We start from the raw sequence: 14,470 nt of genomic DNA, 5'->3' as shown, positions 1-14,470 counted from the left end.
CAACATATTTCGTGCACGGATCGTCGGATCTTGACCATTCCAAACGACAGTGACCGCCCGGGTACGTCGCTGCCGGATCTTTTGGGAAACTCAGCCAGCGCCGCTCCCGGATCGCCTTACAGAGTCCTGGCTCGGAAGTATCGGCCTACCACCTTTGAGCACCTGATCGGCCAAGATGCTATGGTGCATACGCTTGATAATGCGTTTGCGACCGGTCGAATCGCTCAGGCCTACATGCTGACCGGTGTCCGCGGGATCGGGAAGACAACCACAGCGCGCCTCATCGCTCGGGCTCTCAACTATTCCGGCCCAGGCGCCCCGACTGTCCACATGGAAAAGGTCGGCGATCATTGCGCGGCGATTCTGGAGTCGCGCCACCCCGATGTCATCGAAATGGATGCTGCGTCCCGCACCGGAGTGGACGACATTCGAGAGTTGATCGAAGGCGTGCGTTACCGCCCGATCGATGCCCGCTATAAAGTTTACATCATCGATGAAGTTCACATGCTCTCCAAGGCAGCGTTCAATGCGCTGCTCAAGACGCTCGAAGAGCCACCGGAGCACGTAAAGTTCATCTTTGCCACGACAGAAGTCAGAAAAGTTCCGGTGACGGTTCTTTCGCGATGTCAGCGGTTTGATCTCAAAAGGCTCGATGTCGAACTCCTGATCAAGCACTTCCGAAGGGTCAGTGAGAGCGAAGGCGTAACAGCCGACGACGAGGCACTCGCCTTGATCTCAAGGGCGTCGGAAGGCTCCGTCCGAGATGGTCTTTCGCTCCTGGACCAAGCAATCGCGTACGGGCTCGATCATGTGAGCGCCGACACGGTGCGCTCCATGTTGGGTTTGGCAGATCGTGGGCAAACGCTCTCCTTGTTCGAGACTGTCATGCGGGGCGATGTTCCAGCGGCCCTGGGTCAACTCAAGCATCTCTACGAGTTAGGCGCCGAACCGGTGACAATTCTGGGCGACCTCGCCGAGCTGACGCATTGGGTCACTCGTCTTAAAGTCGTGCCAAGTTCTGCGCAGGACCCATCCCGATCAGAAGTGGAGCGTCTCCAAGGCGCCTCGCTCGCTGACCGCCTGTCTATTCCCGTCCTCACTCGGGCTTGGCAGATGCTGCTCAAGGGAACGGAGGAGGTCAGTCAGGCGAGCCATGCCCTGGCTGCGGCCGAAATGGTTATCATCAGGATGGCCTACGTCGCTGATCTCCCGACGCCTCGGGAAATAGCAGAAGGTAGTGTGGCGCGCCGCCCGGAACAGAAATCGGAGCCGACTGGACACATTTCTCAACCTCCGCAGAGCATCGAGACCCGGCAATCAACGCCCCCGAACACTCTCGCTTCGAGAGCTGCAGCACATTCGCAGACGATACTGGCCGTCGCAGAGCCGGTTTCTCAACCGACAACAGTTGATGATGGGGTTCGGCTCACATCGTTTCGCGATATCGCCACGCTGGCGGGAGATAAACGGGATCTCAAGCTGAAGGATTCCCTGGAACGGTATGTGAGACCCGTCCAGATGCGCGCGCGCCAACTCGACATCGCCCTCGAACCCGGAGCCCCACAGGGTCTGGCGAATGAGTTGTCGAGGAAGCTCGAGCAATGGACGGGTCAAAGATGGATGGTATCGGTCACTAAGGCGGGGGGTGAGAAACCTATCGCCGAACAAGATCGTTATCGAAGGGAGAGCCTCTTCGAGGAGGCTCGCAGCCACCCGTCGGTGCAGGCGTTCCTCGAGCGGTTCAAGGGAGCCGAAATCGTTGACGTGAAGGACTTGTCGGCCATTGACCAGAGATTGGCGGAAGATGCCGTCGATGACGAAATTCGTAGAGGAGACTCCTGAGAGATGAAGAACATCGGCGACATGATGAAACAATTCCAAGACATGCAGTCGCGTATGCAGGATATGCAGTCTCGTCTCGAATCCTTGGACATCGAAGGGAGTTCGGGGGCCGGCCTGGTGACCGTGACTCTCAACGGGAAGGGTGCGATGAAAGGTATCAAGCTCGACCCGACCGTTCTCAGCGACGATCCCGAGATCCTGGAAGATCTGATTATTGCAGCGCACGCGGATGCCCGGCAGAAGATGGAGGGAGTCGTCGCCGAGCAGATGAAGGAGTTGACGGGAGGTATCGCTTTACCACCGGGCCTCAATCTCGGCTTTTGAGGGTATGACCAGACAAGTTGTCGGCGAAGAGATCGAAGGCCTTATTCACCTCTTGGCGAAACTACCAGGCCTTGGCCCTCGGTCGGCCCGGCGGGTTGTTCTCCACCTCATAAAAAATCGTGCACGACTCCTGGATCCCATCGCTACTGCCCTGCGGAAGGTTGATGAGGCGGTGAGGATCTGTGGAAACTGCGGAAATGTAGACACAACGGATCCTTGTGGCATCTGCTCCGATCCGCGGCGGGATCGCTCAATCCTTTGCGTCGTGGAGGATGTGAGTGATCTTTGGGCATTGGAGCGCGCAAGGGCCAATAGCGGCCTTTACCACGTGCTCGGGGGCGTCATGTCTGCGATCGAAGGCGTGGGTCCCAATGATCTCTCCATCGACGCTTTGATCCGTCGCAGTGCCGCAGCAGACGTCAAGGAGGTCATACTGGCCGTCAATGCAACGGTCGATGGCCAAACCACAGCCTATTACATCATGGATCGGCTGAAGGGGCTGGAGGTGACGGTCTCAAGACTTGCGCACGGCGTTCCGGTTGGAGGCGAGCTGGACTATCTGGACGAGGGGACTTTGACTGCCGCCATCAAGGCGCGACGAGCCTTGTAGGCCAAAAACAAAGGGAGCCATGGTGTCAGCTCTTCGCACGGACACAATCGGACTTTTGGTCAATCTCAGAAGCATCTCTCAACAGTTAGCACCTAACTAGCGTACCTCCCAGTGGCCAGGGGACTTGAGACTTCCCACTGGTCCATCGAGCATGATGGCCTCTCTCCGCTGATGAAAACACCATGGCTACGCTCAGAAGCGATGCAAGCAACCGGGGAATGTCAAGATTTGCAGCGACGACTGCTTGCATGACCCCCCATGTTGCGTATATTGCCGGCGCGCCGGACGGAATTGCGTCGGCACGGAGGGGTGGCCGAGTGGTTGAAGGCGCACGCCTGGAAAGTGTGTATACGGGAAACCGTATCGAGGGTTCGAATCCCTCTCCCTCCGCCAGAACCAGACAGAATATCGTTCCTTGAATCCCCGCCATTTTGACACCTACAGCCCGCTCTAGAGGTTGATGTGCCGAGGGGGGCAGTCTTGGCGAGACCTCGCCGGGCTCCAGGTTCATCCTCGACGGCCACCCTGGCTCCGGTGGTTTCTCTAGCCCCTCTGCTGATCACTCCTTCATCCTTAAGCCAAAGGCTAACTTGACCCTCGATCTAAAGGTCGATTGAGTAGGCCTAAGCTCGGCGGTGATCGAGCAGGTTGTCTCGGCTTCGACCGGTCGGACATTATGGGAAGGAGGCGCCGGCATTGCCGCGTCTCCAGGAGACGAGGAGGGGCTTGCACATCACGCAAGTCGACAGAAATATTGCTGCGGCAGGGACTGCGGCGGCCACGGTGCTGCTCGAGATGCGTGACATCTCGCTGCGGTTTGGGGGTCTGAAAGCACTCAGCGCTGTGGGTTTCGAGGTGCGCCGAGGAGAGCTCTTCTCCATTATCGGGCCCAATGGCGCAGGTAAAACTTCGCTCTTGAACTGCATCTCCGGGAGATATTCGCCGAGCGAGGGGCGGGTCTTTTTCGAAGGCCGCGATATCACTCGAATAAGGCCAAACAAGCGTGCCGCTCTGGGTATCGGCCGGACCTTTCAAAATCTGGCGCTCTTCAATCACATGAGCGTGCTCGACAACATCATGGTCGGCCGGCACCATCTGCTGAAGAACAACCTCTTCAATGGGGCGTTCTATTGGATTGGAGGCGCGCAGAAAGAGGAACTCGAGCACCGCCGAAAGGTGGAAGACATCATCGATTTTCTCGAGATCCAGCATGTTCGAAAGGCTGTGGCCGGCACACTTTCCTATGGACTGCGAAAGCGGGTGGAACTTGCCCGAGCCGTGGCGTTGGAGCCGAGACTGATCCTTCTCGATGAGCCGATGGCAGGCATGAACCTCGAAGAAAAGGAGGATATGGCCCGATACATCGTCGACCTAAACGAGGAATGGGGCATGACCATCATCATGATCGAACACGACATGAGCGTCGTCATGGATATCTCTCAACGTGTCATGGTGCTCGATTTCGGGAAGAAGATAGCGGAAGGCCTGCCATCGGAAGTTCTCAAGAACGAAGAGGTGCGGAAGGCTTATCTTGGTGAAGACGAGCCTGAGGATGACTTGAGACAGCCTCAGGACCGGTCCGCGTCGTGAGGGCCGAATGACGACTCCCGCCTCAAGTGGCAGAGAGATGCTGCCGGATACAAAGGTGCATGACACCCTGCCAAAGCTGCTCGCCTTGCATGCGTCAGAGCACGGCGATGACGTCTGGCTACGGGAGAAACAATTCGGCATCTGGCGGGCTTTCAGCTGGCGAGAGGTTCATGAGCGCGTGAAATGCATCGCGCTTGGCCTTGAGGACATCGGCGTCAAGCGAGGAGACGTTGTCGGACTTATCGGGGACAATCGGCCGGAGTGGCTCATGGGCGAGATCGCCACACATGCCATAGGCGGCCTGTCGCTGGGGATCTATCGCGATGCGCTGGCGGAGGAGGTTGCCTATCTCATCGACTATTCAGGCGTGAGGGTTGTATTTGCGGAGGATGAGGAGCAGGTCGATAAACTGCTTCAACTCGAGGATCGCATCCCCACCGTCTTCCACATCATTTATGAGGATGCGAGGGGAATCCGAAAATACGAGGATCCACGCCTCATCTCTTTGGCCGACATCGAGCACAGGGGGAGAAAACGAGAGGAAGAAAAGCCGGGCCGCTACGCGGAAATGGTCGCCGCTGGTCGCGGTGCCGATGTGGCAATTCTCTGCACCACTTCAGGAACGACGTCGCATCCCAAACTGGCAATGCTTACCGGCGGCGCGCTGTTGCGGCATTGTGCAGCCTATCTCGAAGCCGATATGCGAACGGCAGAAGACGAATATGTCAGCGTCCTGCAAATGCCGTGGATCATGGAGCAGATCTACGCGTTCGGGCAGGCGCTTCTTTCACGAATGAAGGTGAATTTCGTGGAGGAGCCCGACACCATGATATCGGACATGCGAGAGATCGGACCCACCTTCGTTCTTTTCGCGCCCCGCGTCTGGGAGCAGACTGCAGCAGATGTGAGAGCGCGCATGATGGATGCGTCGCGCTTCAAGCGGCTGATGTTCGACATCGGGATGAAGCTGGGATTGAAGGCTCTCGAAAAAGGCCAGCGCTCCGCTTTGGCTGATCTCATTCTGTTCAAGGGGCTGCGGGATCGCCTTGGTTTCTCGCGCCTCAAGTCTGCAGCAACGGGTGGCGCCGCGCTTGGCCCGGAAACCTTCCGGTTCTTTCTCGCCCTCGGCGTACCCTTGCGTCAGCTTTATGGCCAGACGGAGCTGCTTGGCGCCTACACCATTCACACAGCAACCGACGTCGACTTCGATACGGTGGGTGTGCCGATGACGGGTGTGGAGATCAGGATTGACGATCCCGATCCGAGCGGGCTCGGCGAAATCTCGACGCGGCACGATAACATGTATGTTGGGTACTACCGAGACACAGACGAAACAGCGAAAGCGATGGGCACTGACGGGTGGTTGCATACGGGCGACGCTGGCTTCGTCAATGATCGCGGGCATTTGGTCGTCATCGACCGGATCAGAGACTTGGCCACGACCTCCCAGGGTCACCGCTTCTCGCCGCAATACATCGAAAACAAGATGAAATTCTCACCCTATGTTGCCGAGGCGGTCGTTTTGGGAGATGGGCGCGAGCACTTGTCGGCCATCATCTGCATACGGTTCCCCATTGTGGCGAAGTGGGCAGAGAAGAAGCGAATATCATTCACCACCTACACCGATCTTTCGTCCCGCCCGGAAGTCACCACGCTGCTGACGAGTGAAATCGAGGCTGTCAATAAAACGCTACCCGAGAAGCACAGGATCGAAAAATTCATCCTCCTTTACAAGGAGTTGGATGCGGATGACGGAGAACTGACGCGAACCCGCAAGGTCAGACGCGGAGTGATCAACGAACGTTATCGTGAGATCATCGAGGCCATGTATCGGGGCGAGGAAAAGATCGATATCGACACCACCATCGCCTTCCAGGATGGAACCAAGCAGCGGATCAAGACGCAAATCAAGGTCATCGACCTCAAACGCACTGCTTCCCCGGCGGCTGCAGGTAATCGAAGGGCGGCCTGATGGATACCCAACTCCTGCTCCAACTGGTGATCAACGGCCTGATCATAGGCACGCTCTACGGGGTCGTCGGCATGTGCTTTGTGCTGATCTACAAGGCCTCGCAGGTCGTGAACTTCGCTCAGGGTGAGTTCCTGCTCATCGGCGCCTGGGTGTGCTGGTGGTTACTCACCTACTGGCAGATCCCCTTCTTCTGGGGCTTTCTCATCTCGCTGGCCTTCATGATGATCTTTGGGCTTGCCGTACAGATGATCGTCCTGCGGCCCTTGATCGGGGAACCGATCATCTCCGTGATCATGGTCACAATCGGCTTGTCGATCTTCTTCCAAGCGCTGATGAAGTGGATGTTTGGCACATTTGCTCAGCCGTTTCCTCAGACCTTTTCGGTCCAGCAAGTGAATATCGGGGGACTCGAGGTCAAGACCGCCTACATCATGTCCACGAGCGTCAGCCTGGTCATCATGGCCGGATTTGCATGGTTCTTTAAATTCTCAAGAATGGGCCTGGCCATGAGAGCCACGGCCTTCTCTCAGCAAGTGGCACAATCACTCGGCATCTCGGTTCGACAGGTCTTCGCCTTGTCGTGGGGAATTTCTGCGGCAGTCTCTGCAGTGGCCGGCGTGGTCGTGGGCATGGTGAATGGCGTCTCGTCCGCGCTGTCTTATTTCGGCATCAAAGTGTTTCCAGCGGTTATCCTCGGGGGGCTGGATTCAATCCTGGGCGCTGTGGTGGGAGGCCTCATTATGGGGCTGCTGGAAAACCTGGCGCATTATGTCGACAGCCAGTTTCTACATTGGGGCAACCTCTATGAGATCGTCCCCTTCTATGTTCTGATCATCATTCTCATGATCAGGCCCTACGGTTTGTTTGGAACCCGCGACATCGAGAGGGTCTGAGAAATGGCGATCGACATCATGCGGCCATGTGGCGATTTCCGGACCACTTACCGCAGCGATCAGTCTATTTTTTCTACCCGGCTTACGCTGGCCTTCCTGATTGGAGGAGTTGTTATCCTCTCGCTGGCGCCGTTGTTCCTCAGCAATTATCTGCTCAGTCTCTTGATCCAGATTGGGTATCTCGGAATCGCGGCGCTCGGGTTGAACCTCCTAGTGGGTTTCTCTGGCCAGATCTCCATTGGTCATGCTGTCTTCTTCGGCTTTGGCGGTTTCTCATCTGCCTTTCTTGCCGAGCACGGCGTACCCGTGCCGATCGCAATCGTTCTTGCTGGTCTGTGGACGACAGCTGTGGGCCTGCTTTTCGGTATTCCCGCAGCCCGCGTGAAGGGGCTCTATCTCGCGATTGCGACTCTGGCCGCCCAGTTCATCCTCCAAGATTTCTTCGTCCGGGCCACTTGGTTCACCGGAGGAACAGCAGGATCGGTTGTGGCGCCGTTCGAAATTTTCGGTTTCGACCTTTCCGGTGACGAGCGCTATTTCTATGTGGTTCTGGTGTTTGTCGTCGTGCTGTACGTCTTGGCGGCCAATCTCATGCGGACACGAGATGGCCGAGCCCTGATCGCAGTGCGCGATCATTATCTCTCAGCTGAGATGATGGGGATCAATCTCACAAAATATCGAACGATGGCGTTCGGAATCTCTTCGTTCTATGCGGGGATCGGCGGAGCTCTGTACGCTCATTACATCGGCTATATGTCCGTCGAGGGCATAGACATCCTGTTCTCCATCCAGTTCCTGGCCATGATCATTATCGGTGGGCTTGGGTCGATCATGGGCTCGCTCCTTGGGACGATCTTTATTGTCTTGCTGCCGGAGCTAACCGGCGCGATGGCAAGTGCTCTTCAGGGAAGTGCAATCGATAATGCCCTTCATCTGAAAGACGGGATTACTTATTTGCGTGAGATGATGATCGGCGCAGTCATTATTCTCTTCTTGATATTCGAGCCCGATGGTCTTGCTCATCGTTGGAGGCAGATCAAGGCATACTGGAAGCTCTATCCGTTTTCTTACTAAGCTGGTCGAAGGACGGCGCTCGACCGTTCGAAAATTTAAATGTTAAACACGGAGGAAACATGAGGAACGTTGCATTACTCCTGGCTTCGACTCTTTCGCTGTCGCTGTCAGTCTCCGCCCAGGCTCAAGACGCGATCAATATTGGGCATCTCGCCGACTATTCGGGGGGAACCTCGGATGTGGGCAAGCCTTATGGGCAGGGTGTTCAAGATACAGTCGCCTGGATCAACAAAAACGGTGGAGTGAACGGCAAGCCGATCAATTCGGACTTCAATGAGTATGGCTATCAAGTTCCTCGAGCTCTCGCAGCGTTCAAGAAGTGGGTCGGGGGCGATAAGGTCGTGGCCATCCAGGGCTGGGGTACAGCCGACACTGAGGCACTGGTCGCCATGGTGACAAAGGAGGAAATTCCTTACTATTCCGGCTCCTATTCCGCCTCACTGACGGATCCGGTGGGCAAGGTGAACGAGCACAGCGAGCGGGCGGCGCCCTTCAACTTCTTCTACGGTCCATCCTACTCAGATGCAGCGCGCGCCATGGTGCAATGGGCAGCCGATGACTGGAAGGCCAAAGGCAAAGAGGGTAAGCCGAAATGGGTGCATATGGGCGCAAATCATCCCTATCCGAATTCGCCCAAGGCAGCGGCAGAGGCCTATGCGAAGGACCTCGGCTTCGAGGTTCTTGAGCCCATCACCTTTGCTCTCACCCCAGGGGATTATACGGCTCAGTGCCTTACGCTGAAGCAGTCCGGTGCAAATTATGCCTATCTTGGCAATACGGCCGGTTCCAACATATCGGTGCTGAAGGCTTGTGAAACGGCAGGCGTCGATGTGCAGTTTCTAGGCAACGTGTGGGGCATGGGTGAGGATGCCATGAAGGCTGCCGGTTCGGCTGCCAATGGCGTGGTGTTTCCGGTGCGCACAGCGGTGACGTGGACCGGCGATGCGCCGGGCCTAGCCATGTTCAAGGACGTCTCCAAAATGTCTGACCCGAGTGGTGAGGCCTACCGCTCCGTCCACTACTTGGCTGCCGTCTGTACTGTCATGTACATGAAGGAAGCCATGGACTGGGCCGAGAAAAACGGTGGGGTCACCGGCGTCAAGATCCGAGATGGCATGTATCAGAAGGCAGACTGGGTGCCAGCCGGGACCGAAGGCGTTTGCAATCCCTCGACCTGGACTAAGACGGATCACCGACCCACGACGAAAGTCGATCTCTATCGCTCCGTCGTTACCGGAGCAACCGATGGTGCCTTGGCGGACCTGGTGAAGAACGGCACCATCAAGCTTGAGAAGGTCACCACTATCGAATTGCCGAGGAAAACTGAGCTGCAGGGCTGGTAGTCGTCTCCTTTGGTGAGCCCATCGGTCTCCCTTCCATGCGACGGAAGGGAGACGCGGGAAGAGCGTCGAGGTTGTCATGGCAGATATTTCAGCGAGCTCCGTGCCATCCTTCGACACGGCCGACCTCATGCTGTCCGTCAACAATATCGAGGTCGTCTATAGCGACGTCATCTTGGTTCTGCGCGGTCTCTCGCTTAAGGTGCCAAAAGGAGAAATCATTGCGCTTCTGGGCTCCAATGGAGCGGGGAAATCGACGACCCTCAAGGCGATCTCCGGCCTGTTGAAGTCTGAAGACGGTCAGATTACCCGCGGTGACGTCACCTTTCTTGGCGAGAAGATCAACGGTATCGAACCCGACCGGATCGTTCGGAAGGGGATCTTCCAGGTCATGGAGGGCCGTCGCATCATCTCAGACATGACGGTTCTCGAAAATCTGCGCCTGGGCGCGTTTACGCGCCGCGACAATGGGGTGAAAGGCGATATCGAGCGTGTCTACGAGTATTTCCCACGACTGAAGGAAAGGACCGGCCTTGCCGGATATCTGTCAGGGGGCGAGCAGCAGATGCTCGCCATCGGGCGAGCCATTATGGCAAAGCCAAGGCTTATCCTGATGGACGAACCATCCATGGGTTTGTCCCCTCTGCTGGTGAAGGAGGTCTTCCAAATCATCAAGCAGCTTAACCGCGATCTGGGAGTCACGATCCTTTTGGTCGAGCAAAATGCGCGCGTGGCGCTCTCAGTCGCTGACTACGGTTACATCATGGAACAGGGGAAGATCGTCCTCGACGGGTCCGCCGAGGCGCTTCGATCAAATGAGGATGTGAAGGAGTTCTATCTTGGTCAGGGCGGTGGAGAAGAGCGCCGATCCTTCAAGAATCTCAAATCCTTCAAGCGCAGGAAAAGGTGGCTGTGATCAACAGTCGCCGAGGATACCCCCCCGCTCTTCACAAAGGATAGGAGTGAGAAACTATGTACGATGTCAAGAACCTGACGAGGCTTCCGCAGTTTCGCAAACTCGCACCGTCGGCGATGTCGGGATTCCAGGAGTTCGACAAAGCAGCACTGGCGGACGGTGTCATTCCGAAGAAATACAAGGAGCTGATGGCGCTGGCTGTGGCACTCACCACGCAATGCCCCTATTGCCTGGAGGTGCATAAGAAAGCAGCCAAAGCGGCCGGTGCGAGCGACGAGGAGCTGGCGGAGACGGTTTTCGTGGCCGCGGCGCTTCGGGCGGGAGCGGCAGTGACTCACGGCACCCATTTGCTGGGTGATTGATTTAGGGTACCGCTGCGTGGGTACGACCGGAGCGACGCCACTGCCGCTCTCCGGTCAGGCAAGGAGATTTGAGAATGGCATGGAGAGGTTGGGAAACACTGCCCAACGGGAACATAAAAGTTGTGCCTGTGGTCGGATGGGACATCGCAAGTTTCTCGCAGGGCGTCGCAGGTGGTTTGAAGCTTGTCTATGCGCTCGACCTGCAGGGGGGACAGCGTTCAGCCCTGCAATGTGTGCTCACGGCGGAGCAGGCCCGCGAGTTGGGAAAGACCCTGAACATCCTGGCTGACAAGATGGAAGCAGACGTGGCGGCAAACAGAGATGATGGCCCCGTCAACTGAACGGGCGATTTAGAACCGCGCATCCACGAAGTGAGCAGCTTGTGCGCCGAGCTCGTAATAGGCCTCTCGGATTGCACCGAAGCTCTGGGATTTCGGATCGGTGATCGGCATCGGGAGATCATCCTCCGTCATGGCCCCGTTGATGTATTGAGCGAGAACGCGACCGAATGCGGTTCCTGGTCCGATACCGCGACCGTTGTCGCCACTGAAGCTGATAACATTATGGTCGAGGCGATGAAGTCTCGGCAGATCATCGCTCGTCATGCCGATACGACCATACCATCCTGCTTCGAATTCGATTGGGCCAAAGTCCGGAAACAGCTTTCGTATCGCCCGCCTGGCCCAGGCCTCATGAACGGTTGCGCCCGTCCCCTGCAATGCCCCTACACTCCCGACAATCAATCGCCCCGCCTTATCAAAGCGAAAAGAACTGAGGACTTGTCGGGTATCCCAAGCTCCCTGCCGCTCCGGCAGGATCGAGGCCAGCAGCTTCCCTTCAAGCGGCGTGGTCGCAAATTGAAAATAGGACAAGACAACAAGCTCTGCCCGAATTTCATTCCACGGCGATACGGTGTAGGAGTTCGTAGCGACGAGGATCCAATCGGCGGTCACCGTTCCTGAGCTGGTTTTAACGACCCATTTAGTTCCTTGGCGATCTGCCCCGATGACTGGGCTGTTGGTGAATACCTGTGCTCCAGCATTGATCGCTGCGCGGGCGAGGCCGCGTACGTATCCCAAGGGCTGGATCGTTCCTGCGCGGTCGTCGAGAAGTGATGCTGAAAAAACAGTCGTACCCGTCTTCGCCGCGGTCTCCTCTGCATCCAGCAGGCGGACTGCGGCGCCCCGCGCCGCCCACTGCTCGGTGCGCTGCTCCAGCTCCTCCACTCCTGCCGCTCCCACGGCACAATGCAAAGTGCCGGAACGCTGCACTTCACAGCTGATCTGGTTTCGCTCAATGATGTCAAATACCAGCTTCGGGGCATCGCCGAGCAGGGTCAGCATTCGATCCCCGTAGGTGGGACCAAAACCTTCCATCACCTTGGCAGGCGGCAGCCACAATCCAGCATTGACCAGGCCCGCATTTCGTCCCGATGCCCCAAATCCGATCTCCACGCCCTCAAGAACGACGGCATTCGTCCCGGAGGAGGCGAGATGCAATGCAGCGGATAGTCCAGTAAACCCACCGCCGATGATGACGACATCTGCTGACAAGTCGCCAACTAAGGACGCGGTTGATGGGGCGGGTGCAGCGCTCATCTCCCAGAGTCCGTGAGAGCGAAGATCATTCAGCATGGTGGCTACCCTGTCCAAGTCTATCCTAGAGTCGCATACTCTTGGGTGCGTGCAAAGGAGCTGATGCGTTGTCCTCATTCATCGACCACGTCTCCATTCCTGTCCGCGACCTGAAGGCCGCTGGCGCGTTTTACGATCCGGTTCTGGCTACGCTCGGTCTGTGTCGGCGAAAGGAAAGAGAAGGTGCCATCGGGTACGGACCCGATCCTATCGCTCCGCCGATCTTCTGGATCCTGGGGCGGGTGGCACAGAGCTCGGCCACGCCAGGCATCGGCCTCCACATTGGCTTCCGGGCAAAGAACCGGATCGAAGTCCGGAACTTCCATGCCGTTGCACTGAAGCACGGCGGGAAAGATGCCGGAGAGCCAGGATCCCGCCCCCTCTATGCTGCGGGCTTCTTCGGATGCTTCGTATTGGATCTTGATGGGTTCAAGATCGAGGCTGTGGTACGGGAGAGCCTATCAGGCGGTGGCTGACCCGGGCCTTCTAAGCAGGTAGATATCCATAATCCAGCCATGCCGCTCCCGCGCCTCGCGTCGGCGACGCTGGATGTCTTCCGCCACATTGTCGAGCTTGCCCCGGATCAGAATTTCATCTGGAGTTCCAAGATACGCCCCCCAGAAGATGTCCAGGTCCTGGCCAAGCGCGTGGCGAAAGGAGCAGTCGCCGTCCAGCATGACAAACACGTTGTCAATATCCTGCGCTCGCTCAGCCAATTGCCGGCCAGTGGTGATCCGGATTGTCTCGCCTATGCGGTTCATGGGGATCCGGTGACGAGCGGTGAGCATCTGCAAACTGCTGATTCCGGGAATGACCTCGTAATCGAATGCAACGTTGCCACGGGCCCTCAGCTGCTCGAGTATTCTGATGACACTGTCGTAAAGAGTGGGATCGCCCCAAGCGAGAAGGCCTCCACAACCGCTTTCCTGCACTTCCTCCAATAACGCCGTTTCCAAGCGGTCAGCGCGCTGCTCGTGCCAGGACTGCACCGACTGTATGTAAGATCCAGCGTCTTTCTCGCGTGGCGGGTCCTCGATTTCGAGCGTTTTGTAGTCATGATCAGTGATGTAGCGGTGGCAGATCATCTTTCTGACGTCTACCAGGTCAGACTTTTCCGAGCCTTTCTCCATAACGAAGAAGACATCGACTTCGTTCAGGGCCTTGATGGCTTGTACGGTAAGATGTTCGGGATTGCCGGTGCCAATGCCGATGACGAGGAGCCTCCTCATCTTGCCACCCCGAGTTTCAAGCGGCTCCCCGCAGGAAGGGATTGGTTGCTCGCTCATGACCAATGGTGCTTGTCGGACCATGGCCGCAGATAAAGGCGACGTCATCGTCCAGAGGCATGAGCTTCGTGACGATCGACGTCAAAAGGGTGGCGTGGTCGCCCCTGGGTAGATCGGTTCGCCCGATCGAGCCATTGAACAAAACATCTCCGACGACTGCGAACTTGTTGGCTTCATTGACAAACGCGACGCTGCCGGGAGAATGACCGGGGCAATGGAGGACTTTGAAGCGGAGATTGCCGACGGCAAGCTGATCTCCCTCCTCAAGCCACCGATCCGGAACCATGTTTTTCGACCCAACAAGTCCGTAACTTCGGCCGCTGCGTTCGAGATCCTCAAGGAGAAAAAGATCGTCGCGGTGGGGGCCCTCAACGGAAACGCTGAGCTTCGCAGCTAATTCAGCAGCGCCACCGGCATGGTCGATATGCCCGTGTGTGAGGACGATCTTCTGCACATTTACCTCAGTTTGTTCGATCGCCTTTAGGACATGATCCAAATCGCCGCCTGGGTCGATAACCGCTGCCTGATTTGTCTCCATGCACCAGAGAAGGGTGCAATTCTGCTGAAAAGGAGTCACGGGGATGATGGCGGCGCGCAGCTTTGGCAGAGACATACGGTCTAGTCCTT

The 14,470-nt window shown here is 57.1% G+C and carries 15 protein-coding genes and 1 tRNA gene; 13 read left to right on the top strand and 3 right to left on the bottom strand.

Annotated elements, in window-relative coordinates; translation table 11 throughout:
- Nucleotides 1–30: 30 nt before the first annotated feature.
- From FKM97_RS02635 to FKM97_RS02580, 12 genes are all read left to right on the top strand, one after another.
- Entirely contained in the window at nucleotides 31–1,842 is a 1,812-nt protein-coding gene (locus tag FKM97_RS02635; protein ID WP_170240708.1) for a DNA polymerase III subunit gamma/tau, read from the top strand.
- Between the two features lie 3 nt (nucleotides 1,843–1,845).
- Nucleotides 1,846–2,166: a YbaB/EbfC family nucleoid-associated protein gene (locus FKM97_RS02630; RefSeq protein WP_143957566.1), complete on the top strand. Its 321-nt coding sequence runs from the start codon at nucleotides 1,846–1,848 to the stop codon at nucleotides 2,164–2,166.
- Between the two features lie 4 nt (nucleotides 2,167–2,170).
- Nucleotides 2,171–2,776 (top strand): recombination mediator RecR, encoded by a 606-nt coding sequence (gene recR, locus FKM97_RS02625; protein ID WP_143957565.1) that lies wholly within the window; start codon nucleotides 2,171–2,173, stop codon nucleotides 2,774–2,776.
- 303 nt (nucleotides 2,777–3,079) lie between these two features.
- Nucleotides 3,080–3,169, top strand: a tRNA-Ser gene (locus FKM97_RS02620).
- A gap of 402 nt (nucleotides 3,170–3,571) precedes the next feature.
- Nucleotides 3,572–4,366, top strand: a complete 795-nt coding sequence (locus FKM97_RS02615; RefSeq protein WP_143957869.1) for an ABC transporter ATP-binding protein — start codon at nucleotides 3,572–3,574, stop codon at nucleotides 4,364–4,366.
- A gap of 7 nt (nucleotides 4,367–4,373) precedes the next feature.
- Nucleotides 4,374–6,338, top strand: a complete 1,965-nt coding sequence (locus FKM97_RS02610; RefSeq protein WP_246104898.1) for a long-chain fatty acid--CoA ligase — start codon at nucleotides 4,374–4,376, stop codon at nucleotides 6,336–6,338.
- Nucleotides 6,338–7,231, top strand: a complete 894-nt coding sequence (locus tag FKM97_RS02605; RefSeq protein WP_143957564.1) for a branched-chain amino acid ABC transporter permease — start codon at nucleotides 6,338–6,340, stop codon at nucleotides 7,229–7,231. The genes FKM97_RS02610 and FKM97_RS02605 overlap by 1 nt, the downstream gene beginning before the upstream one ends.
- A gap of 3 nt (nucleotides 7,232–7,234) precedes the next feature.
- Entirely contained in the window at nucleotides 7,235–8,305 is a 1,071-nt protein-coding gene (locus FKM97_RS02600; RefSeq protein ID WP_143957563.1) for a branched-chain amino acid ABC transporter permease, read from the top strand.
- A gap of 59 nt (nucleotides 8,306–8,364) precedes the next feature.
- Nucleotides 8,365–9,648 carry an ABC transporter substrate-binding protein gene (locus FKM97_RS02595; RefSeq protein WP_143957562.1) on the top strand — a complete coding sequence of 428 codons (1,284 nt, stop codon included), beginning with the start codon at nucleotides 8,365–8,367 and terminating at the stop codon, nucleotides 9,646–9,648.
- 76 nt (nucleotides 9,649–9,724) lie between these two features.
- Nucleotides 9,725–10,561, top strand: coding sequence for an ABC transporter ATP-binding protein (locus FKM97_RS02590; RefSeq protein ID WP_143957561.1), 837 nt, complete (start codon nucleotides 9,725–9,727; stop codon nucleotides 10,559–10,561).
- A gap of 56 nt (nucleotides 10,562–10,617) precedes the next feature.
- The gene (locus FKM97_RS02585) at nucleotides 10,618–10,923 is read left to right on the top strand and encodes a carboxymuconolactone decarboxylase family protein (RefSeq protein WP_143957560.1); all 306 of its coding nucleotides are present in this window, start codon (nucleotides 10,618–10,620) and stop codon (nucleotides 10,921–10,923) included.
- 74 nt (nucleotides 10,924–10,997) lie between these two features.
- A complete protein-coding gene (locus FKM97_RS02580; protein ID WP_143957559.1) occupies nucleotides 10,998–11,264 on the top strand; it encodes a hypothetical protein in 267 nt (88 codons plus the stop codon).
- A 9-nt stretch (nucleotides 11,265–11,273) separates the two neighbouring features.
- Here the strand turns inward: FKM97_RS02580 and FKM97_RS02575 are convergent, their stop codons facing one another.
- Nucleotides 11,274–12,557, bottom strand: coding sequence for an NAD(P)/FAD-dependent oxidoreductase (locus FKM97_RS02575; protein WP_143957558.1), 1,284 nt, complete (start codon nucleotides 12,555–12,557; stop codon nucleotides 11,274–11,276).
- A gap of 68 nt (nucleotides 12,558–12,625) precedes the next feature.
- On the opposite strand from FKM97_RS02575, the gene FKM97_RS02570 reads away from it, so the two are divergent.
- Entirely contained in the window at nucleotides 12,626–13,033 is a 408-nt protein-coding gene (locus tag FKM97_RS02570) for a VOC family protein (RefSeq protein ID WP_143957557.1), read from the top strand.
- Here FKM97_RS02570 and cobF read toward each other — a convergent pair.
- Both cobF and FKM97_RS02560 read right to left on the bottom strand, forming a co-directional pair.
- Nucleotides 13,019–13,786 carry a precorrin-6A synthase (deacetylating) gene (gene cobF, locus FKM97_RS02565; RefSeq protein ID WP_143957556.1) on the bottom strand — a complete coding sequence of 256 codons (768 nt, stop codon included), beginning with the start codon at nucleotides 13,784–13,786 and terminating at the stop codon, nucleotides 13,019–13,021. The genes FKM97_RS02570 and cobF overlap by 15 nt on opposite strands.
- Before the next feature lie 16 nt (nucleotides 13,787–13,802).
- Nucleotides 13,803–14,456 (bottom strand): MBL fold metallo-hydrolase, encoded by a 654-nt coding sequence (locus tag FKM97_RS02560; RefSeq protein WP_143957555.1) that lies wholly within the window; start codon nucleotides 14,454–14,456, stop codon nucleotides 13,803–13,805.
- Nucleotides 14,457–14,470 lie beyond the last annotated feature (14 nt).

Source organism: Rhodoligotrophos appendicifer (genome assembly GCF_007474605.1).
Taxonomy (GTDB): domain Bacteria; phylum Pseudomonadota; class Alphaproteobacteria; order Rhizobiales; family Im1; genus Rhodoligotrophos; species Rhodoligotrophos appendicifer.
The sequence above is the reverse complement of the archived record's forward strand: the minus strand, read 5'-3'. Positions and strand labels throughout refer to the sequence as shown.

Bases quoted from the DNA above. Each gene is read 5' to 3' on its own strand.
- FKM97_RS02630 (WP_143957566.1), top strand. From the start codon at position 1,846: ATGAAGAACATCGGCGACATGATGAAACAATTCCAAGACATGCAGTCG.
- recR (WP_143957565.1), top strand. From the start codon at position 2,171: ATGACCAGACAAGTTGTCGGCGAAGAGATCGAAGGCCTTATTCACCTC.
- FKM97_RS02615 (WP_143957869.1), top strand. From the start codon at position 3,572: ATGCGTGACATCTCGCTGCGGTTTGGGGGTCTGAAAGCACTCAGCGCT.
- FKM97_RS02610 (WP_246104898.1), top strand. From the start codon at position 4,374: ATGACGACTCCCGCCTCAAGTGGCAGAGAGATGCTGCCGGATACAAAG.
- FKM97_RS02605 (WP_143957564.1), top strand. From the start codon at position 6,338: ATGGATACCCAACTCCTGCTCCAACTGGTGATCAACGGCCTGATCATA.
- FKM97_RS02600 (WP_143957563.1), top strand. From the start codon at position 7,235: ATGGCGATCGACATCATGCGGCCATGTGGCGATTTCCGGACCACTTAC.
- FKM97_RS02595 (WP_143957562.1), top strand. From the start codon at position 8,365: ATGAGGAACGTTGCATTACTCCTGGCTTCGACTCTTTCGCTGTCGCTG.
- FKM97_RS02590 (WP_143957561.1), top strand. From the start codon at position 9,725: ATGGCAGATATTTCAGCGAGCTCCGTGCCATCCTTCGACACGGCCGAC.
- FKM97_RS02585 (WP_143957560.1), top strand. From the start codon at position 10,618: ATGTACGATGTCAAGAACCTGACGAGGCTTCCGCAGTTTCGCAAACTC.
- FKM97_RS02580 (WP_143957559.1), top strand. From the start codon at position 10,998: ATGGCATGGAGAGGTTGGGAAACACTGCCCAACGGGAACATAAAAGTT.
- FKM97_RS02575 (WP_143957558.1), bottom strand. From the start codon at position 12,557: ATGCTGAATGATCTTCGCTCTCACGGACTCTGGGAGATGAGCGCTGCA.
- cobF (WP_143957556.1), bottom strand. From the start codon at position 13,786: ATGAGGAGGCTCCTCGTCATCGGCATTGGCACCGGCAATCCCGAACAT.
- FKM97_RS02560 (WP_143957555.1), bottom strand. From the start codon at position 14,456: ATGTCTCTGCCAAAGCTGCGCGCCGCCATCATCCCCGTGACTCCTTTT.